Annotated in this window: 15 protein-coding genes, 1 tRNA gene and 1 pseudogene; 15 read left to right on the plus strand and 2 right to left on the minus strand. The window is 69.4% G+C overall.

From position 1 onward, the window contains the following. Window positions 1-39 precede the first annotated feature (39 nt). The 12 genes and pseudogenes from pyrR to ACOPJ3_RS08710 form a co-directional block, all read left to right on the plus strand. Window positions 40-624, plus strand: a pseudogene (gene pyrR / locus ACOPJ3_RS08655) (bifunctional pyr operon transcriptional regulator/uracil phosphoribosyltransferase PyrR); the annotation flags it as partial. Beyond that, window positions 621-1,577, plus strand: coding sequence for an aspartate carbamoyltransferase catalytic subunit (locus tag ACOPJ3_RS08660; RefSeq protein WP_427868788.1), 957 nt, complete (start codon window positions 621-623; stop codon window positions 1,575-1,577). The pseudogene pyrR and the gene ACOPJ3_RS08660, both read left to right, overlap by 4 nt. Next, a complete protein-coding gene (locus tag ACOPJ3_RS08665) occupies window positions 1,574-2,974 on the plus strand; it encodes a dihydroorotase (RefSeq protein ID WP_427868789.1) in 1,401 nt (466 codons plus the stop codon). The genes ACOPJ3_RS08660 and ACOPJ3_RS08665 overlap by 4 nt, the downstream gene beginning before the upstream one ends. Next, window positions 2,971-3,558 carry a hypothetical protein gene (locus tag ACOPJ3_RS08670; RefSeq protein WP_427868790.1) on the plus strand — a complete coding sequence of 196 codons (588 nt, stop codon included), beginning with the start codon at window positions 2,971-2,973 and terminating at the stop codon, window positions 3,556-3,558. Before ACOPJ3_RS08665 ends, ACOPJ3_RS08670 begins: the two co-directional genes overlap by 4 nt. Continuing rightward, window positions 3,555-4,757, plus strand: a complete 1,203-nt coding sequence (carA, locus tag ACOPJ3_RS08675; RefSeq protein ID WP_427868791.1) for a glutamine-hydrolyzing carbamoyl-phosphate synthase small subunit — start codon at window positions 3,555-3,557, stop codon at window positions 4,755-4,757. The genes ACOPJ3_RS08670 and carA overlap by 4 nt, the downstream gene beginning before the upstream one ends. 6 nt (window positions 4,758-4,763) lie before the next feature. Then, on the plus strand, window positions 4,764-8,060 hold the full coding sequence (gene carB, locus ACOPJ3_RS08680; RefSeq protein ID WP_427868792.1) for a carbamoyl-phosphate synthase large subunit: 3,297 nt from the start codon (window positions 4,764-4,766) through the stop codon (window positions 8,058-8,060). Continuing rightward, on the plus strand, window positions 8,057-8,926 hold the full coding sequence (pyrF, locus tag ACOPJ3_RS08685) for an orotidine-5'-phosphate decarboxylase (protein WP_427868793.1): 870 nt from the start codon (window positions 8,057-8,059) through the stop codon (window positions 8,924-8,926). Before carB ends, pyrF begins: the two co-directional genes overlap by 4 nt. 26 nt (window positions 8,927-8,952) lie before the next feature. After that, complete coding sequence (gmk, locus tag ACOPJ3_RS08690) at window positions 8,953-9,867, plus strand: guanylate kinase (RefSeq protein WP_427868794.1); 915 nt, start codon at window positions 8,953-8,955, stop codon at window positions 9,865-9,867. Window positions 9,868-9,922: 55 nt separating this feature from the next. Beyond that, entirely contained in the window at window positions 9,923-10,933 is a 1,011-nt protein-coding gene (locus ACOPJ3_RS08695) for a DMT family transporter (protein ID WP_427868795.1), read from the plus strand. A gap of 139 nt (window positions 10,934-11,072) precedes the next feature. Beyond that, window positions 11,073-11,624, plus strand: coding sequence for a DUF308 domain-containing protein (locus ACOPJ3_RS08700; protein ID WP_427868796.1), 552 nt, complete (start codon window positions 11,073-11,075; stop codon window positions 11,622-11,624). A 14-nt stretch (window positions 11,625-11,638) separates the two neighbouring features. Beyond that, window positions 11,639-12,310 (plus strand): TMEM175 family protein, encoded by a 672-nt coding sequence (locus ACOPJ3_RS08705; RefSeq protein ID WP_427868797.1) that lies wholly within the window; start codon window positions 11,639-11,641, stop codon window positions 12,308-12,310. Between the two features lie 33 nt (window positions 12,311-12,343). Beyond that, window positions 12,344-12,417, plus strand: a tRNA-Ile gene (locus ACOPJ3_RS08710). A 19-nt stretch (window positions 12,418-12,436) separates the two neighbouring features. Here the strand turns inward: ACOPJ3_RS08710 and ACOPJ3_RS08715 are convergent. Further along, window positions 12,437-12,868 (minus strand): hypothetical protein, encoded by a 432-nt coding sequence (locus ACOPJ3_RS08715; RefSeq protein ID WP_427868798.1) that lies wholly within the window; start codon window positions 12,866-12,868, stop codon window positions 12,437-12,439. Between the two features lie 199 nt (window positions 12,869-13,067). Between ACOPJ3_RS08715 and ACOPJ3_RS08720 the strand changes: the two genes are divergently transcribed. Further along, complete coding sequence (locus ACOPJ3_RS08720) at window positions 13,068-15,341, plus strand: zinc-dependent metalloprotease family protein (protein ID WP_427868799.1); 2,274 nt, start codon at window positions 13,068-13,070, stop codon at window positions 15,339-15,341. A 173-nt stretch (window positions 15,342-15,514) separates the two neighbouring features. Then, entirely contained in the window at window positions 15,515-17,422 is a 1,908-nt protein-coding gene (locus ACOPJ3_RS08725) for a zinc-dependent metalloprotease family protein (RefSeq protein ID WP_427868800.1), read from the plus strand. A 698-nt stretch (window positions 17,423-18,120) separates the two neighbouring features. On the opposite strand, the gene ACOPJ3_RS08730 is transcribed toward ACOPJ3_RS08725, so the two are convergent. Next, a complete protein-coding gene (locus tag ACOPJ3_RS08730) occupies window positions 18,121-19,080 on the minus strand; it encodes a sugar-binding transcriptional regulator (protein WP_427868801.1) in 960 nt (319 codons plus the stop codon). A gap of 177 nt (window positions 19,081-19,257) precedes the next feature. Between ACOPJ3_RS08730 and ACOPJ3_RS08735 the strand changes: the two genes are divergently transcribed. After that, a complete protein-coding gene (locus tag ACOPJ3_RS08735; protein ID WP_427871197.1) occupies window positions 19,258-20,922 on the plus strand; it encodes a glycerol-3-phosphate dehydrogenase/oxidase in 1,665 nt (554 codons plus the stop codon). Window positions 20,923-20,944 lie beyond the last annotated feature (22 nt).

Raw genomic sequence — 20,944 nt, forward strand, 5'->3', positions numbered from 1 at the left:
TTTCTTTAACTCCCGTCCAGTGAGGCGGAGAAGGGGGGCTCGAATATGGGTACGCGAACTGTGCTGGAAAGCGCTGACATCTCGCGCGCGCTGACTCGAATCTCGCACGAAATCATCGAAGCGAACAAGGGTGTTGAAGGCCTGGTCCTGGTGGGTATCCCGACCCGTGGCACTACCCTGGCGCAGCGCATCGCCGCGATCATCTCGCGGATCGAGGGCGTCGACGTCCCGGTCGGCAGCCTCGACGTCACGATGTACCGCGATGATCTCTCGAAGCACCCAACTCGGGCGCCGCGGCCGACCGAGATGCCCGTGGCGGGCGTCGACGGCGCGACCGTCGTGCTCGTCGACGATGTGCTCTACTCCGGCCGCACGGTGCGGGCGGCCCTCGACGCGCTGAACGACCACGGCAGGCCCCGCGCGGTGCGCCTCGCGGCGCTCATCGACCGCGGCCACCGGGAACTCCCGATCAGGGCCGACTACATCGGCAAGAACCTGCCGAGCGCGAAGCACGAACGGATCTCCGTCCGGCTGCAGGAGCACGACGGAGCCGACGAGGTCACAATCTCGTCGGGCCCTGCAGCCGAAGTGAGCCCCGCAGCCGAAAGCGAGGCCGCCGAGTGAGGCACCTGCTCGACACGAAGACGCTCACCCGCGACGAGGCGATCCTGATCCTCGACACGGCAGAGGAGATGGCGGCGACGCAGCAGCGGGAGGTGCGTAAGCTCCCGACGCTCCGCGGCAAGACAGTCGTGAACCTCTTCTTCGAGGATTCGACCCGGACGAGGATCTCCTTCGAGGCCGCGGCGAAGCGCCTCTCGGCCGACGTCATCAATTTCAGCGCCAAGGGCTCCTCGGTGTCGAAGGGCGAGTCGCTGAAGGACACGGCCCAGACGCTGCAGGCGATCGGCGCGGACGGTGTCGTGATCCGGCACCCGGCGTCCGGAGCCCCGGCGCGCCTCGCGAGCAGCGGCTGGATCGACGCCGGCGTGCTGAACGCCGGCGATGGCACGCACGAGCACCCGACGCAGGCGCTCCTCGACGCGTTCACGATGCGCCGTCGCCTCTTCGGCGACGCGGGCCGGGGCCGGGATCTCGACGGCGTCTCCGTTGTGATCGTCGGCGACATCGCCCACTCGCGCGTCGCCCGCTCGAACCTGTGGCTACTCACGACGCTCGGCGCGAAGGTCAGCTTCGTCGCGCCCGAGACGCTCATCCCGTTCGGCTCGCGCACGTGGCCCGTCACGGTGCATCACTCGCTCGACCGGGCGCTGGCCGAGGAGAAGCCCGACGTCGTCATGATGCTCCGGATCCAGAGCGAGCGCATGCACGCCGCGTTCTTCCCGAACGAGCGGGAGTACGCTCGGAACTGGGGGCTCGACGATCCGCGCGTCGCGGGGCTCGCGGAGCGCACGATCATCATGCACCCCGGCCCGATGAACCGCGGCCTCGAGATTTCCTCGGGCGCGGCGGATTCGCCGCGCTCGACCGTGCTGGAGCAGGTCGCCAACGGCGTCTCTGTCCGCATGGCCGCCCTGTACCTGCTGCTGTCCGGAGAACGAGGAGCAACCGCATGAAGAACCCCGGCATCCTGATCCGCAACGCCCGCATCGCGGCCGAGCTCACCGAGCGCGGCCAGGCGATCGAGGGCGCGGCGCCCACCGATCTCCGGATCGCGGGCGGCCGGATCGTCGAGCGCGGATCCGGCCTGGAGGCACGGGACGGCGAGCGCGTGATCGACGCCACGGGCCTCGTCGCGCTGACCGGCCTCGTCGACCTCCACACGCACCTGCGCGAGCCCGGCTTCGAGCAGTCCGAGACGGTGCTCACGGGCACCCGCGCCGCCGCGGCTGGCGGCTTCACGAGCGTCTTCGCGATGGCGAACACTATGCCCGTGCAGGACACGGCCGGCGTGGTCGAGCAGGTGCAGGCGCTCGGCGACGCGGCCGGCTACGCGACCGTGCGCCCGATCGGCGCCGTCACCGAAGATCTCGCGGGCGAGCGACTGAGCGAGATCGGCGCGATGGCCGAGTCCCGCGCCGGCGTGCGGGTCTTCTCTGACGACGGCAAGTGCGTCCACGACCCGCTGCTCATGCGCCGCGCGCTCGAGTACGTGAAGACCTTCGACGGTGTCATCGCGCAGCACGCGCAGGATCCGCGCCTCACGGAGGGCGCGCAGATGAACGAGGGCGCGCTCTCGAGCGAGCTGGGCCTGAAGGGCTGGCCCGCGGTCGCCGAGGAGTCGATCATCGCGCGCGACGCCCTGCTCGCCGAGCACATCGGCGCGCGGCTGCACGTCTGCCACCTGTCGACAGCCGGCTCGGTCGAGGTCGTGCGCTGGGCGAAGGCCCGCGGCGTGCAGATCACGGCCGAGGTCGCCCCGCACCACCTGATCCTGACCGAGGAGCTCGTGCGCAGCTACGATCCCCGCTACAAGGTGAACCCGCCGCTCCGCCGCGAGGAGGACGTGCAGGCGCTGCGTCGCGCGGTCGCCGACGGGGTCATCGACATCATCGCGACGGATCACGCCCCGCACCCCGTCGAGGCGAAGGAGTGCGAGTGGGACGCCGCGGCGTTCGGCATGGTCGGGCTCGAGTCGGCGCTGCCGATTGCGATCCTGACCCTGATCGGCGAGGGGCACCTCAGCTGGGCCGAGCTCGAGCGCATGCTCTCCGAGACGCCCGCGGCGATCGGCCGCCTCGACGGGCACCCCGAGGCGCTCGCCGAGGGTCAGCCGGCCGACATCGCGCTCGTCGACCCGAGCGGCACGAGCGAGTTCGACCTCGGCCGCCTCCGCGGTCAGAGCGTCAACTCCCCGTTCCTCGGCATGGCGCTGCCGGGCCGCGTCGCCTACACGATCCGCCGCGGCTACCTCACGCTCGACGGCGGCGAGCTCGTCGCCCCGGAGACGGTTGCGGCGGCAGCACACGCGGCTGCGGCTCACACCGCCGCGAACGGGAGCACCGCCCAGTGAGCCGCACCGCCTTCACGATCTTCATGATCTCGATCGCCGGGATCATGCTGATCGCCATGCTCATCGCCTGGCGCGCGCGTGGCAAGCGCGCCGCCGCGATGTTCGGCCCCCAGGCCGGGGCCGAGGCCACGCCGGAGACCGCGGAAGAGGCCGGGTCTGAGGCCCCGCTCGGCGGCGAGTTCGTCGCCGAGTTCCGCGACGTCAGCTACGTCTCGACGACCCCCGCGGGCGCGCCGCTCGAGCGCGTCGCGATCCCGGGCCTCACATACAAGGGCTTCGCAGACGTCGAGGTGCGCCGCGGCGGCGTCACGATCGCGGTGACGGGAGAGACCCCCGTCGAGATCGCGGCGGCCCGCGTGCTCGGCACGGCGACGACGAACGGCCGAATCGGCAAGGCCGTCGAGCGGGACGGGCTCTCCCTCCTGCTCTGGCAGGCCGACACCCCTGAAGGACCACGGGAGCTCGAATCGAGCTTCCGACTCGCGGAGCCGGCCGTGCAGCGCCGCTTCGCCGAGGCGATCGCGAGCATCGCGGCCGCCCCGCACATGAACGAACCCGACACCACGACCCAGGAGGATGCGTGACCACGAATACGACCGAAGTAACGGTGCCGCCGGCATCGGCAGTGCCCGAGGGGGCAGCCGTGCTGGTGCTCGAGGACGGCGCACGATACGTCGGCCGCGCCTACGGCGCGACCGGGCGCACGCTCGGCGAGGTCGTGTTCTCCACCGGCATGACCGGCTACCAGGAGACGCTGACCGACCCGTCCTACGCGGGGCAGATCGTCCTCATGACCGCGCCGCACATCGGCAACACGGGCGTGAACGACACCGACATGGAGAGCCGCAAGATCTGGGTCTCGGGCTTCATCGTGCGCGACCCCGCTCGCCGCGTCTCGAACTTCCGCGCCGAGCGCTCGCTCGACGAGGATCTCGTCGCCGATGGCGTCGTCGGGATCTCGGGCGTCGACACCCGCGCGATCACCCGCCACATCCGCTCGGCCGGCGCGATGCGCGCAGGCGTGTTCTCGGGCGCGGATCTGGGGCTCTCCGATGAGGAGCAGCTCACGCTCGTCCGCGAGCAGGCCGGCATGGCCGGCAAGAACCTCTCCGACGAGGTCACGACCCCTGAGCGCTACGACGTCCCCGTCGCCGACGGCGTCGAGCGCGTCGGCTCGATCGCGGTGCTCGACCTCGGGATCAAGCGCGCGACCGTCACCTACCTCTCGGAGCACGGCTTCGACGTGATCGTGCTGCCGGCGTCGACGACGCTCGAGGAGATCCGCGAAATCGCCCCCGACGCGCTGTTCTTCTCGAACGGCCCCGGCGATCCTGCGGCGAGCGACGCGCAGGTGCTCGTGCTGCGCGAGCTGCTCCGCGACGGGGTGCCGTACTTCGGGATCTGCTTCGGCAACCAGCTGCTCGGCCGCGCGCTCGGCTTCACCACCTACAAGCTGCCCTTCGGTCACCGCGGCATCAACCAGCCGGTGCTCGACAAGCGCACGGGTCGGGTCGAGATCACGGCGCAGAATCACGGCTTCGCCGTCGAGGCGCCGATCGAGGGCGAGTTCGACGCACCCGAGGGCTTCGGCCGCGTGCAGGTCAGCCACTACAGCCTGAACGACCAGGTCGTCGAGGGGCTCGAGTGCCTCGACATCCCGGCCTTCTCGGTCCAGTACCACCCCGAGGCCGCTGCGGGTCCGCACGACGCCTTCTACCTCTTCGATCGTTTCCGCGCGCTGGTCAAGGATCGCGCCGCCGCCTCCAAGGTCCAGGGAGCCTAAAGCCACATGCCCAAGCGTTCAGACATCAATTCCGTCCTCGTCATCGGCTCCGGCCCGATCGTCATCGGCCAGGCCTGCGAGTTCGACTACTCGGGCACCCAGGCGTGCCGCGTGCTCCGCGAGGAGGGCGTCCGCGTCATCCTCGTGAACTCGAACCCCGCGACGATCATGACCGACCCCGACTTCGCCGACGCGACCTACGTCGAGCCGATCACCCCCGAGGTGATCGAGTCGATCATCATCAAGGAGCGCCCCGACGCGATCCTCCCGACCCTCGGCGGCCAGACCGCGCTCAACGCGGCCATGGCGCTGCACGAGCAGGGGATCCTGGAGCGCCACGGCGTCGAGCTGATCGGCGCGAAGGTCGACGCGATCCAGCGCGGCGAGGATCGCCAGATCTTCAAGGAGCTCGTGATCGAGGCCGGCGCCGACGTCGCGCGCTCGCACATCGCGCACACGCTCGAGGAGGCGAAGGAGTTCGCGAAGGATCTCGGCTACCCGCTCGTGGTGCGCCCCTCCTTCACGATGGGCGGCCTCGGCTCCGGCTTCGCGTACACGGAGGAGGAGCTCGTGCGCATCGCGGGCGACGGCCTCCACTACAGCCCGACCACCGAGGTGCTCCTCGAGGAGTCGATCCTCGGCTGGAAGGAGTATGAGCTCGAGCTCATGCGCGACCAGTCCGACAACACGGTCGTCGTCTGCTCGATCGAGAACGTCGACGCCGTGGGCGTGCACACGGGCGACTCGATCACGGTCGCGCCGGCGCTCACCCTCACGGACCGCGAGTTCCAGAAGCTCCGCGACATCGGCATCGAGATCATCCGCTCGGTGGGCGTCGATACGGGCGGCTGCAACATCCAGTTCGCGGTCGACCCCCGGACCGGCCGGATCATCGTCATCGAGATGAACCCCCGCGTCTCGCGCTCCTCGGCGCTCGCGTCGAAGGCCACGGGCTTCCCGATCGCGAAGATCGCCGCGAAGCTCGCGATCGGCTACCGCCTCGACGAGATCCCGAACGACATCACGCAGAAGACGCCCGCGAGCTTCGAGCCCACGATCGACTACGTCGTCGTGAAGGCGCCGCGCTTCGCGTTCGAGAAGTTCCCCGCTGCCGACGACACGCTGACGACGACCATGAAGTCGGTCGGTGAGGCGATGGCGATCGGCCGCAACTTCACGACCGCGCTGCAGAAGTCGCTGCGCTCGCTCGAGAAGCGCGGCACCTCGTTCCACTGGGGCGAGGAGAACCGCCCGGTCGCGGAGCTGCTCGAGACGATCAAGCGCCCCACGGACGGCCGGATCGTCGACGTGCAGCAAGCGCTCCGCCTCGGCGCGACGATCGAGCAGGTGTTCGAGTCGACCGCGATCGATCCCTGGTTCCTCGATCAGATCCAGCTCATCAACGAGGTCGCCGAGCAGGTGCGCACGGCGGATCAGCTCACGCTCGACGTGCTGCGCGAGGCGAAGGATCACGGCTTCTCCGACGCCCAGATCGCGGCGATCCGCGGCGTCTCAGAGTCGGAGATCCGCGGCCTCCGCCACGGGCTCGGCCTGCGCCCCGTCTACAAGACGGTCGACACGTGCGCCGGCGAGTTCCCCGCGCTCACGCCGTACCACTACTCCTCGTACGACCTCGAGACCGAGGTCACCCCGTCCGACCGCAAGAAGGTCGTGATCCTGGGATCCGGTCCCAACCGCATCGGCCAGGGTGTCGAGTTCGACTACTCGTGCGTGCACGCCTCGTTCGCGCTCTCCGAGGCGGGCTACGAGACGATCATGATCAACTGCAATCCCGAGACCGTCTCGACCGACTACGACACCTCGGATCGCCTCTACTTCGAGCCGCTCACGCTCGAGGACGTGCTCGAGGTCATCCACGCGGAGCGCGCATCGGGCGAACTCCTCGGCGTGGTCGTGCAGCTCGGCGGGCAGACGGCCCTCGGCCTCGCGCAGCCGCTCAAGGACGCTGGCGTGCCGATCCTCGGCACGACGCCCGAGGCGATCGACCTCGCGGAGGAGCGCGGCGCGTTCGCCGGCATCCTCGAGCGCGCAGGCCTCGTCGCCCCGCGCAACGGCACGGCGATCGACGAGGAAGGCGCGATCCGGATCGCCGAGGAGATCGGCTACCCCGTGCTCGTCCGCCCGTCGTTCGTGCTCGGCGGCCGCGGCATGGAGATCGTGTACGACACGGCGAGCCTGCACGGCTACTTCGAGCGGATCGAGGGCCACGCGCTCGTCGGCCCGGGCCACCCGCTCCTCGTCGATCGCTTCCTCGACGACGCGATCGAGATCGACGTCGACGCCCTCTACGACGGCGAGCAGCTCTACGTCGGCGGCGTCATGGAGCACATCGAGGAGGCCGGCGTGCACTCGGGTGACTCGAGCTGCACTCTGCCGCCCGTCACGCTCGGCCACGACCAGATCGCCGAGGTGCGCGAGGCGACGCTCGGGATCGCCGCGGGTCTCGGCGTGCGCGGTCTCCTGAATGTCCAGTTCGCGATCGGCCAGGGCGTGCTCTACGTGCTCGAGGCCAACCCGCGCGCCTCGCGCACGGTGCCGTTCGTTTCGAAGGCGCTCGGGATCCCGCTCGCGAAGGCCGCCTCGCGGATCATGGCGGGGGAGTCGATCCAGCAACTTATCGATCAGGGCTTCCTGCCGGAGCGCGACGGTTCGCGCGCCCCGATCGACGCCCCCATCGCGGTCAAGGAGGCGGTGCTCCCGTTCAAGCGCTTCCGCACGCACGAGGGCCTCGTGGTCGACTCGCTGCTCGGGCCGGAGATGCGCTCGACGGGCGAGGTCATGGGCATGGATCGGGACTTCCCGACGGCCTTCGCGAAGAGCCAGTCGGCCGCGGGCAGCGAGCTGCCGAAGTCGGGCACCGTGTTCCTCTCGGTGGCGGATCGCGACAAGCGCTCGATCGTGCTGCCTGCGCTCCGCCTGCAGGAGCTGGGCTACCGGATCCTTGCGACTCAGGGCACTCAGGTCGTGCTCGGCCGCAATGGAATCGAGTCCGAGGTCGTGCGCAAGCACTCGCTCCAAGTTGAGGGCGATACGATCGTTGATCTCATCAATCGGGGAGAGGTGGACATGATCGTGAACACCCCGTCGGGCAGCTCGGCCCGCGCGGACGGCTACGAGATCCGCGCGGCGGCTGTCGCGGCGGACAAGCCGATCTTCACGACCGTGTCAGAGCTCTCGGCGGCGGTCGGCGCCGTGTCCGCCCAGCGCGGCGGCTTCGACGTGAAGTCCCTGCAGGAGTACGAGGCGGATCGGGTTGCGGCCCGGGAGGCTGCCGCACGATGACGTCCTCGACGTTCGGTTCCCGGCTCGCGGCGGAGTTCGCCGCGGGCCGGCACCTGTGTGCGGGCATCGACCCGCACGCCCAGCTTCTCGCTGACTGGGGCCTCGCGGACGACGCCGACGGCGCCGAGCGGATGGGCCGGGAGGTCGTTGCCGCGGCTGCGGGGGTCGCCGCGTGCGTCAAGCCGCAGATCGCCTTCTTCGAGCGTTTCGGCTCCGCCGGCTATGTCGCGCTCGAGCGAGTGCTCGCCGAGGCGCGCTCGGCCGGCGTGCTCGTCGTCGCCGATGTGAAGCGCGGCGATATCGGCACGAGCTTTGCCGCGTACGCCGACGCGTGGCTCGCGCCGGGGTCTCCGCTCGAGTCTGACGCCATGACCGTGGCCGCTTATCAGGGATTCGGCACACTCGCAGGTGCCCTCGATCGCGTGCAGAACGACGGAAAAGGCCTGTTCGTGCTGGCAGCGACGTCAAATCCGGAAGCGCGCGATATACAGCGTGCCAAAACTCCTGACGGGCGCACGGTTGCAGCGACTATTGTTGATGACGCGGTTGCATGGAATGCTTCCGTGGCCTGGGGGGAGGCCGTAGGATCCGTCGGTGTCGTGTTGGGGGCGACACTCGACTTGCAGGACTTTGGGATCGACACCGGCAGCCAGCCGGACGGTCCTTCGCTCCCCGTGCTCGCCCCCGGTTTCGGCCATCAGGGCGGGCGCGTGGAGGACGCACGCGAGCTCTTCGGGGGGATTGGGCACGCGTTGCTCGCTAATGAGTCCCGCAGCATTCTCGGTGGCGGCCCGCAGGGGCTGGCGGCGAGGATCGGGGACCGAGCCGCGGCAATCGCCGCTGCGCTCGACGACCGTCGGGCGTAGTCAATTCATGTAAAGGGATGAGCACGATGAACGGTAGTGGGGAAACGACCGAACGTACGATGCCCGAGGTCGACAGGATCGCCGCGAACCGCGCGGCGATCGCTGCTCGACAGGCCAGGGCCGAGCTCAAGCGGAAACTCCGCTCGGGGGAGGTCTCGCCGTTGCGCGTTCTCGAGCAATCGAGGGTGCCTGGCACGCCTGAAGCCTCGTTGAGGATCACCGATTTCCTGCTGTCCTTCCCCGCCATTGGCGCGGTGAAGGCGGAGCGGATCCGCACGGATCTGGAGATTTCGGATCGCAAGCGGCTGGGGGGCCTCGGAAAGTTGCAGCGCGATCGGCTGGAGCGCTTCGTGCGCGAGCGTACGGGTTCGGGCCGCGCGGGCTCACGCCCGCCGCTCACGGTGCTTGCAGGCCCGACCGCGGTCGGCAAGGGCACCGTGGCCGCGTTCGTTCGTGAGCACTACCCCGAGGTGAAGCTTTCAGTCTCGGCAACCACGCGGGCTCCGCGCCCAGGCGAGGTGCACGGCTCGCACTACTTCTTCGTCGACGACGAGGGCTTCGACCGCATGCTCGCGGGCGACGAGCTGCTCGAGTGGGCGACGGTGCATAACCAGCACCGCTACGGCACGCCCCGCGGCCCCGTCGTGGAGGCCTCGGAGCGCGGTGAGATCATGCTCCTCGAGATCGACCTGCAGGGTGCGCGCCAGGTGCGTGCCTCGATGCCCGAGGCGCGCCTCGTGTTCCTCGCCCCGCCCAGCTGGGACGAGCTCGTCGACCGCCTCGTCGGCCGCGGCACCGAGGACGAGGCCGAGCGCGAGCGCCGGCTCGAGACCGCGAAGGTCGAGCTCGCCGCAGCGGACGAGTTCGACGAGATCATCGTGAACGACGAGGTCCCGCGCGCGGCCGCCCGCCTCGTCGAGCTCATGCGCGGGGGCAACTAGCCGCCGCGCCCGCGCGGTCCGGGGGCACAGAAGCGCAAAGCGATAGTCTGGGTTCGTGCAACCGAGCCTGATCGACGCGAGTTTGCGTCTTCTGGCCCCCTGGGCCGCCGAGGGGGTCGACGCGGTCACCTCCCTCGACCCCAAGCAGTTCCTCGGAATCCCGCTCGCGCTCGTGGGAGCGGCCCTCCTCGCCTTCGGGGCGCAGTATCAGTCGCGCGGCCTCAACAAGGTCGAGCGCATTGTCGGCACGAGCGCCGGCGCCGGGCTCTCATTCGGGCACATCAGGAAGCTTCTGTGCCGGCCGTCGTGGGTCATCGGCACACTGCTCCTCGGCCTCGCGGTCGCGTTTCAGATCGGCTCGCTCTCGCTCTCGCCGCTCATCATCGTGCAACCGATCGGTGTCGTGGGGCTCATCATCACGTCGATCCTGAACTCCCGCGTGAGTGGGGTGAAACTCGGCAAACGGGTGCAGAGCTCGATCGCCATCGCCGTGCTCGGCATCGTCGCGTTCGTCACCATCGCGGCGTTCACGGCGGCAGACCGGCCGGTCACGGATCGTAAGCTCATCGTCATCCTGGTCACCTTCGCCGTCGTGTTCACGGCAGCGATCGTGCTGTTCCTCCTGTTCCGACACCGTGGGGTCGCGATCATCTACATCGTGGGTGCGGGCACGCTGTACGGCTTTGTCGCGACGTTCGCGAAGTCGGTCATCGGTCGCCTCATGCAGGGGGAGTTCGAGTGGCTCACGTGGGCGTGCGTGCTCGCGCTCATCGCTGGCGCCCTGCTCGGCATGGTGTTCGTGCAGAACGCGTACTCCTCGGGACCGCCAGACCTCGTGGTCGCCGGGCTCACCGTGATCGATCCGATCGTCGCGGTCCTCATCGGCATCGTGGTGCTCGACGAGGCCGCCGGCGCACCGCTCTGGGCGGTATCCGTGTTCATCGTTTCGGGGGCGGTCGCCATCGCCGGGGTGGTCGGGCTCGCGAAGTTCCACCCGCAGACGGGGCTCTCGGCGATTGCGGCGAAGGATCCGGAGCCGCTCCAGAGCACGGATCCCTCCGACTGACCGCGCGCCGCCTGCACGCCGCCCGCACGCCCTGCGCGAACAGCCGCCGAAAAGCGGGCTCGTCTAAGGGCGGTGCCATACTCTGGGAACTGCGCGGGGGCGGTTGATCCGGCCCCGGCAAGCGCAGGGAGGGGTCCGAGTGAGCATTTCACGAAGCCGAGAGGCCGGCGTGGCGCGCGCGCCCTGGGTGCCGCTGCTCGCAACCGGCGCCCTCGTCATCATCGCGGGCATCGGGCTTTTGATCTGGCCGTTCTTCGCCGCAAGCTGGCTGCTCGTCGTCATTTTCGGCGGCGCGATCATCGCGAACGGCCTGGCCGTGCTCGTGCGCGGCGGCCCGGGCTCCGTGCTCGGGGGAGTGATCCTCATCGTCGCCGGCGTCGTGGCCATGGCGTTCGCGCCCGTCACGGCGAGCGTGCTCGTGACGCTGCTCGGCGGCCTCCTGCTCGTGATCGGCGTTGCGTGGGTCGGGATCGGCGCCCGCGTCGCGGGCGGGAGCCCCGTCGTGCTGATCCCGGGCGTCCTGCTGCTGCTCGCGGGCGTCGTCGCCCTGATCTGGCCCGATGTCGCGCTCAGCATCATCGCCGTCATCGCCGGCCTCGTGATGCTGTTCGTCGGCGTGCTTATCGTGCGCGCGTCGCTCCGCCTCCGCAAGGGCCCGCCGCCCGAGCGCACCACGATCATCATCGACTGAGTGGAGGTCGCGCCGTGACTGAGCGTGAGGCGAGCGAGCAGGATCCGGGCTTGCGGGCGCTCGAGCGCGCCTTCCCCGCGGAGCGGGCTAAGGCGTTCACGGACGCCGTCATCGCGATCGCGATGACGCTCCTGATCCTGCCGCTCATGGAGTCGGCGACGGAACTCGACGCCGAGGGGCTCTCGACCGTGGAGTGGTTCGACGCGCACGCGTCGCAGCTCTTCACCTTCGTGCTGAGCTTCACGATTATCGGCTTCTTCTGGCTCGGACACCACCGCGTCTTCGACCAGGTCGACCGCATGAGCAACGGCCTGCTCTGGCTCACGCTGCTCTGGCTGCTTTCGATCGTGTGGCTCCCCGTCGCGACGGCGCTCACGGGCCAGGGCTCGGCGCACGATTCCGTCATGGTGAGGATCTACGTCGGCAGCATGTTCGCGACGCAGCTGATCTGGTTGTTCATCAGGTGGTATCTGCTCAGGCACCCCGATCTGCACCGGATCTCTCGTGCCACCTCGCGCGAGGGTATCATCGGTGCGGCCGTCAACGCGCTGTTCTTCCTGATCGCAGGCGTGATCGCGGCGCTCTTCCCGAGCGTCGGCTACTGGGCGCTGCTCATCCTCTTCCTCACGGGTCCGGCGCGCCGGCTTGCCCGGATCATCAGCGTGCGGCGGTCTCGCCGCGGCTGAGCGCCCGGATTCGCTATGCTGGAGCGGTTGCGCGGGGCGTTAGCTCAGTCGGTTAGAGCAGCGGACTCATAATCCGTCGGTCGCGGGTTCAAGTCCCGCACGCCCTACTCCCGTCGCTCGGGCGGTCTACGGCTTCGCGTTGTCGAGGTAGACGAGGTGGCCGCTCGGCGTGACGAACGCCGTCTTGTTTCGCAGGAGCAGGTCTTTCAGCTCCTCGGTGGTCTTGCCGTTCTTCTTGGCGACGGCGTCGATGTTGTCGCCGAGCGCGTCGATGGCCTCCTGGCCGTTCATTTTCTCCGGCAGGAAGCCGCCGCCGGGAGCGGGAGTGGGGGTCGGGCTCTGGGTCACGTCGTCCTCCTTGGACTGGTCGCCGCCGGAATCGGGGGTGGTCGTCGTCTGATCACCCGCGCTCGCGTGACCATCTGCACCACTATTGTCCGCGGCGGTGGACAGAAGTTGAAATGTGACGAAGACCGCCGCCGCGGCCAGCACCAGCGCCCCAATGACGATGAGTGCGGTGCGATTCTTCCTGGTCTGCCCATCATTTTGCGCGGTCATTGTGGCCCCCTTCCGGCCGTGCGACGAGAGGGTCACATCGGCATCGGCCGTTGTTTATTTATACAAATATCGTAGTTAACCAATCTGAAAGCTGCGAGAAGTCTATGAAGATGTTACGTTCTCATAGGAATGCCAACTGGTACTCAAGCCAGCAACACATTGGGGACTAATGAAGAGACAACTCCGCACATGGTCAGCAGTGACCGCAGCAACCGTCGGTATCGGCGCCATGACGCTCGGAGGTGCTGGCCTCGCCGCCAACGCGACCGAGCCCGCGGCTGAGGCGCCCACGGAACTCGTCGCTGTTAATAAGTACGAAGCTGCCGAAGCCCTCACGGGCAAGACTGAGGCGCTCCTGAGGAGCGAGGAAGCCAAGCGGTACATCAAGGTGACCGACGGTGGGCACGTCATTCATCTTGACGAAGAGCTCGCGCAGCGGGCCAACAGCGTGGAGCTGCGCACCGCGTCGAAGGCCGCGCCGATCCCCGGCGATCCCGCTGCGGGCTCGCTGCCGGGCGCCCCGGTCACGATCTACCTCGACTTCGACGGCGAGACCGTCGAGGGCACCGAGTGGAACCGCACAGAGGACAAGGCGTCGATGACGTTTGCGGCCGCGAGCGCCGCGGACGCCGCGTACCAGAAGGAGGTCTGGGCAGCAGTCGCCGAGGACTACGCTCCCTTCAACGTCAACGTGACGACGACGAACCCCGGCCCCGAGGGCCTCTTCAAGTCGTCGGCCGACGACGCGGTCTTCGGCTCGCACGTGGTCATCACCGATTCCTACTCCGACGTTCTCGGACAGGCCGAGGGCTCCGGTGGCATCGCCTTCCTCAGCGGAGCGGGCTCGCACTACCTTTCCCCGGCATTCGTCTTCGCCTCGGCGATGGCGGGCGACCCCTCGCAGGCGCCCGCGAAGTCCGTCGCAGAGGCCGCCTCGCACGAGGCCGGCCACAACTTCGGCCTCGAGCACGACGGGATCGGGAGCAAGGAGTACTTCAACCCTGAGGGTGGCCTCTGGGGCCCCGTCATGGGCGCGGTGTACCACGCTCCCGTGTCTCAGTGGTCGATCGGCGACTATGCAGGAGCCACGAACAAGCAAGACGATCTTGCGGTCATCACCGATCGAAGCGCGGCCAGCTACGTCTTTACCGGTGCGACGCTTGACGGCCAGCCCTACACGGGCAAATCCGTCTGCCCGCTCGGCGATGCCGACCCGCAGAACCCGAAGCCGGGCGACCAGTGGCAGGTGCCCAACGCTGAAAACAGGTGCGACGGCACGGGTGCCATGATCACGCTGAACTTCGAGTACACGGACCGCGCCGACGCGCGTGCCGACTCGGTGGGCAACGATGCCGCATCGGCCACGGTCGTTGACAACGCGTCCGGCAGCTTCGAGGCGGAGGGTGTCATCATCAACCGCGCAGACGTCGACGTGTTCCGCGTGAACACCGCCGGTGGCGAGCTCACGGCCCAGGTGGATGTCGCTGAGATCAGCCCGAACCTCGACGCGAAGCTCACGCTGACCGACTCGAGCGGCGCCACGGTGGCCGAGAACGATCCGGCCGCGACGCGCGACAGCGACACGAAGGCCACCGGCCTTGACGCTTCTCTCTCGGCCACGGGCCTCGCAGCTGGTGCGTACTACCTCACGGTTGACGGTGTCGGCGCGGGCGATCCGGGCTCGGCGACCCCCGCGGGATCCGACGGCTACAGCGACTACGGCAGCCTGGGCAACTACACGCTCTCCGGCACCGCGGCTCCGGCCGAGGCGGCAATCGCTCCCGTGACCATCACCTCGCCGGCCGACGGCGCGACGGTTCCGGCCGGCACGCTCAAGGTCACCGGTAAGGGCGAGCCCGGCGCGACCATCACGGTTGCGGGCCCCGACGGCGTCGGCGACGTGCTCGTCGGTGCCGATGGCAACTGGACCGCGGACGTGCCCGTCTCGAACTACGGCACCTTCGACATCAAGGCAACGCAGGATGTCGACGGCAGCTCCGCGGCGGTCAAGATCAACGTCAACATCCCGGCGCCGGTCGTGAACCCCGTCGCGAACGTGGACGAGGGCAAGGCTGTCACGGTCACCGGTAAGGGCGTCGCTGGTGCTACGGTCACCGTCACCTACACCCGCGCAGGCGGCACCGCGGTCGTCGGCGAGGCCACCGTGGCCGCAGACGGTACCTGGAGCCTCGACCTCGGCGTCCTGCCGGTCGGCGAGTACACCGTGCTCGCGACGCAGGCCCTCGACGGCCAGGTCTCCGGCGAGTCGAACCACGTGACCTTCGCGGTCGTCGGCGCAGGCGGCGGCGGTGGCGGCGGTAACGGCGGCGGCAACGGCGGCGGTGGCGACGGCGAGCTCCCGACTACGGGTGGCGATTCGATGGCGGGCCTCGCGCTCGGCGCGATCGCGCTCCTCGCAGCGGGCGCTGGCGCTGGTGCGCTGGCACTCCGTCGCAGCAAGGCCGCTCTCTAAGGCCTAGCGCGTCACGAACGGCCGTGCCCCGGTCCTCCTCGAGAGGATCGGGGCACGGCCGTTTCTGCGACCGATCCGGGATTACTTCTTTCAGCATAGACATTGATCAATGTTGGTCGGAATGCTAGTTTTCTCAGGGTGTCGCTCTGCGCGATGCTGAAACCGGGGGACGCATGGGACAGGGCACGCGCTGGGCTGCACGGGGAAAAGGGGCAGCACGGGGAAAAGGAGCAGCACTCGCGTGCGCCGCCGCGCTCGGCGCGGTACTGCTCATCGCCTCGCCGGGCGCCGCGGCGGCGGTCGAGGGCGGTCCTGATCCTGCGCCAATTGCGGCGTCGGATCTCTCCGAGCTCGACGCGCAGCGGTCCGGGAGGACGCCGGAGGCGATCCGCGAGGCGGAGACACGCGGCGAGCTCCGGGTGGTCGACGGCGGATTCCTCGTGGTGATCGATCCTGAGCCGCCGAGCACGGGCATCGTCGCGCTCGAGGAGTCTGGGGCCGAGCCAGGCCCCGGTCAGGATCCGGCCGCCGCGCCCGAGGGAGCCGCGATCCCGGGCGACCCCGTTGGCGGGTCCAGGCCTGGGGCGCCCGTCACGATCTTCCTCGACTTCGACGGCGAACGGGTCGTCGAATCGATCTGGAACGAGCTCGCGGGCATCGACGTGCTTGACTTCGCCCCGGCGCTCCACCGGGATCCCGAGCTCGAATGGCTGCTGTGGGCGAGCGTCGCGGAAGACTTCGCGCCGTTCGACGTGAACGTGACGACCGCCAAGCCTGCCCCGGGCGACCTGGTGAAGAGCTCGGATGACGACGAGCGCTACGGATCTCACATCGTCATCACGTCCTCGGGCGAGGACGTGTATCCCGATGCGCGCGACAAAGGCGGGATCGCGATGCTCGGTGGTACGGGCTCCCTCTACCAGTCGCCCGCGTATGTCTTCGGCAACGCGTACGAGGCGGATACGCCGCCCGCCGAGTGGGTGAAGACCGTGGCGGAGCGCGCAGCGCACGAGGCGGGACACAACTTCGGCCTCGCTCACGATGGCTACGCGGATCAGGAGTATTACTGGCCGTGCTGCGGGATCTGGGCCCCCACCATGGGGGCGGCGTACACAGTTCCGCTGAGCCAGTGGTCCAAGGGTGAGTACGCGAACGCGAGCAACACCGAGGACGACCTCGCGGTGATCACCGATCGCTCCGCGGCCCTGCACTTCTACCTGTGGAGCACGCTCCCGAACGGCTCCCGCTACGCCGGCACGCTCTGCCCGCTCGGCGGCGCTCAGGAGATGGATCCGCAGCCGGGGGACTCCTTCCTCTCCGTGGGCGTGGGCGGCGAGTGCGACGGCACTGGCGTGCCGCTCACACTCCGCTTCGAGTACCTCGACCGGGCCGAGCTCCGCGCCGACGACTTCCCGGATGCACCGGGAGGCCCGGGCCCGGGGGAGCCGGCCGCACCTTCGCCGGCTGGCGGCAGCTTCTCGGTCGCCGGCGTGATCTCGACGAGCGCGGATCGCGACGCCCACACCTTCACGACGACCGGCGGCCGCCTCTCGACGCGCGTCGACGCGGCGAGCATCGCGCCGAACCTCGACACGCGGCTCACCCTCAGCGACGCGTCCGGGCGCGTGCTCGCGAGCGACACGCCGGAGACGACCCGGCAGGGCAACGAGGCGGTCGGACTCGCGGCGTCCGTCTCCGCGACGCTGCCCGCCGACACCTACACGCTCACTGTCGAAGGCGTCGGCCAGGGAGACCCCGGCACGGTCGAATCCTGGCTCGCGAACGCCTACGCCTCCTTCGGCAGCCTCGGCAACTACCTGCTGAGCGGCACCCTCGCGGAGAGCGGGCCGCCGCCGGGCCCGGATCCTGATCAGGATCCGGACCCTGTGACTCGCACTGACCCCGCCCCGCGGCCGCCCGCAGCTCACAGCGTGACGGAACTCGCCCGCACGGGCGCGACCGCTGTCTCGCTGCCGCTCGCGCCCCCGCCCGCCGCGGCCGCTGGCGCCGCACTCGCGGCCCTGGGTGCGCTGGTCGCCGCGCGCGGCGCGCTGCGCCCGCGCCGCACGCTCCGCCCCTAGCGCCCGAGTCGCCCGAGTCGCCCGAGTCGGCCGTAAGGCCCCATTCCCGCGGTCGAGTCGGCCGTAAGGCCCCTTTCAGGCCCATGAATGGGGCCTTCAAGCCCACTCGGCCCGTTGCGGCCGGGGATCCGGGCGCAACGCAGGGGCCCTGCGAGAGTGCGGGCCCCCATCCTCCCGCGGCCGCCCCCGAGTCGGCCGAAAGGCCCCATTCCCGCGGTCGAGTCGGCCGTAAGGCCCCTTTCAGGCCCATCAATGGGGCCTTCGGGCCCACTCGGCCCGCTGCGGCCGGGGATCCGGGAGCAACGCCCGGGCCCTGCGGGAGTGCGGGCCTCAGCCTCCCGCGGCCGCCCCCGAGTCGGCCGTAAGGCCCCATTCGCGCCGTCGAGTTGGCCCTAACGCCCCATTCGCGCCGTCGAGTCGGCCGCAAAGCCCCTTTCAGGCCCATGAATGGGGCCTTCGGGCCCACTCGACCCGCTGCGGCCGGGGATCCGGGCGCACAGCACGGGCCCTGCGGGAATGCGGGCCCCCATACTCCCGCGGCCGCCCCCGCGTCGCCCGTAAGGCCCCATTCCCGCGGTCGAGTCGGCCCTAACGCCCCTTTCAGGCCCGCGAATGGGGCCTTCGGGCCCACTCGACGGCGGCTCAGAGGCGGGTAAGAGCGGGCGCGGGTCGGGCGCGGAGCTGGCCCGGGCGCGCCCCTACGCCAGCAGCCGCCGCGCCACCGTCTCGTCGATGACGAGCTCCGTGATGAGCCCAGCGGCAAGGGCGCCGCGCAGGCTCGCGAGCTTCGAGACACCTGAGACGACGCAAACGCGCTTCGGGATCGCGCGAACGGCCTCCGGATCAGGGCCGCTTGAGCGCTGGTTGAGCGTGATCCCCTCGGTCGAGCCGTCGATGCGGTAGAACAGGGTCGCGCAGTCGCCGACGATGCGCTCGCGCTGAAGCTCCTCGAGGTCCGCGGCGTCGAAGTAGCCGCCGGCGTAGACGTGCGACGGCACGCCGGCCCGGGAGGCGCCGAGCCCGAAGGCGAAGAGGTCGACGGAGCGCTGCATTTCGACGATGCGGGCGACCGAGCGCTCGCGCCACATCGCCTGCTTCGTCTCGGGGCTGTCGAAGAGTGCTGGCACGGGGAAGTGGTGCACGTCGGCGTTGAAGGCCGATCCGAAGCGCGCCAGGATCTCGTTCGTGTAGGGGATCCCGGTCGTGCGCACGTTGGCCGCCCCGTTCATCTGCACGACCGAGGTGTAGTGCGTGCGCTTCTCGGGGAGGTGCCTGCCGACGGCCGAGAGCGTCGCGCCCCAGGCCACCCCGATGGTCATATTGAGGTCGACGTAGGACGCGAGAATTCGTGCAGCCGACTTGGCGGTGCGCTCGAGACGGTCGACCTCGCTCGCGCCGCTCGGCGTCGGCACCAGGTGCACGTTCACGCCGTACTCCTCGGCGATCCTGCGCTGCACCCGGCTGCCGGACTCGTGCGACGAGCGCACCGTGATCTCGACGAGCCCGGTCTCGCGTGCCCTTGAGAGGAGCCGTGAGACGGAGGATCGCGAGACGTGCATCTCGCTCGCGATCGCGTCCATCGTGAGGTCTTGCAGGTAGTAGAGCTGGGCCGCGCGCAGCGCGTCCTGTTCTCGAGAAGTGCGGGACTCAGCGCACATCGATAGGGCCTCTCCTGGTTGGGTTTCTGCACATATGTGCAGTCTGGTTGCCTTTGCTCTTCGCCGGTCTCACGCTGGGTGGACGACAGACCGAATTGACGAAGAGAGTGGTTCCCCGTGTCGTACCTTCACCGCAATACCGTAACTGCTCTTCGTGAGAATCCGCGAGCAGATGTGCTGGTGGTGGGCGGCGGTATCAACGGCATCGCCATCCTGCGTGACCTCGCGCTGCAGGGCATCGACGTCGCGCTCGTCGAGCGCGGCGACTTCGTGAGCGGGGCTTCCTCGGCGTCAAGCCACATGATCCATGGCGGGATCAGGTATCTCGAGAATGGCGAGTTCCGGCTCGTGCAGGAGTCGGTCGCCGAGCGGAACGAGCTGTTGCGCACGGCGCCGCACTACGTTCGTCCGCTGCAGACGACGATCCCGATCCACCGCACGATCTCTGGCGTGCTCTCGGCCCCCTTCAGGCTGCTCGTCACCCACGGCCGCGGCAAGCCGCGCGAGCGCGGGGCGCTGCTCATCAAGGTCGGCCTCATGATCTACGACACCTTCTCGCGCGACGGCGGCAGCGTGCCGCGCCACCGCTTCCGCGGCCGTAAGGCCTCGCTCGCCCAGCAGCCGGCCCTGAACCCGGAGTTCCGCTACACGGCGACCTACTTCGACGCCTCCATGCACGATCCGGAGCGGCTCGCCCTCGACGTGCTCTTCGACGGACTCCGCGCCGGCGGCGACCGCGCCCGCGCTGCGAGCTATACCGCCGCGGTCGGTCTCAGCAAGGGCGGCGTGCGCCTGCGCGACGAGACGACGGGCGAGGAGTTCGACTTCAGCGCCCCGGTCGTGATCAACGCGACGGGATCCTGGGCCGACCTCACCAACGACGCGCTCGGCGACGCCACCCGGTTCATGGGCGGCACGAAGGGCTCCCACATCGTGGTCGACAGCCCCGAGCTCCTCGAGGCGACGCGCGGCCGCGAGATGTTCTTCGAGCACTCCGACGGCCGAATCGTGCTGATCTACCCGCTCAAGGACCGCGTGCTCATCGGCACGACCGACATCAAGGCGGATCCGCGCGAGCGCACCGTCTGCACCGAGGAGGAGGTCGACTACTTCATCGAGCTCGCCGCCCAGGTGTTCCCGTCGATCCCGGTGCGTCGCGACCAGATCGTCTACACCTTTTCCGGGATCCGCCCGCTCCCGAATCAGGATCAGCTCGCGCCCGGCTTCGTGTCGCGCGACTACCGGATTGAGGAGGCAAAGCGCGACGGGTCCACCGTTCTCACCGTCGTCGGCGGCAAGTGGACCACGTTCCGCGCGCTCGCCGAGCACGTGACGGATCGCGCGCTTGCCGCTCTCGGTTCCGCCCGCAAGGTGTCGACGAGCGGCAGGCCCATCGGCGGCGGAGCGGGTTTCCCGCGCACGGAGCGCGATCGCGGCAACTGGATCCTGACGCGCGCGGGGGAGCACCCCGCCGCGCTCGTTGAGACGATGCTCGAACGCTACGGTACGCGCGCCGAGGAGGTGCTGGAGGTCATTCCTGCGGGAGCGAGCCCGCTCGTCCACGCGCCCGGCTACTTCCAGGCCGAGCTCGCGCACCTCGCCGCTGAGGAGCAGGTCGTGCACCTCGACGACGTGCTCATGCGGCGCACCTCGCTCGCCTTCGTCGGCGGGCTCACGACGACGGCGCTCCGCGAGGTCGCGGAAGCGGTCGCAGACTCGCTCGGGTGGGATCCCGACACGGTCGACGCTGAGGTGCGTCGCGCCGCGGCGATCCTGCTCGAACACCATCTCATCGACGTGACCGCAAAGGAGGCGGCACAGTTCGTGACAGAACGTGTGTGAGAAACGACGGGCGTCAATGGTT

The organism is Leucobacter luti, from assembly GCF_050310065.1.
Classification (GTDB): Bacteria; Actinomycetota; Actinomycetes; order Actinomycetales; family Microbacteriaceae; genus Leucobacter; species Leucobacter luti_B.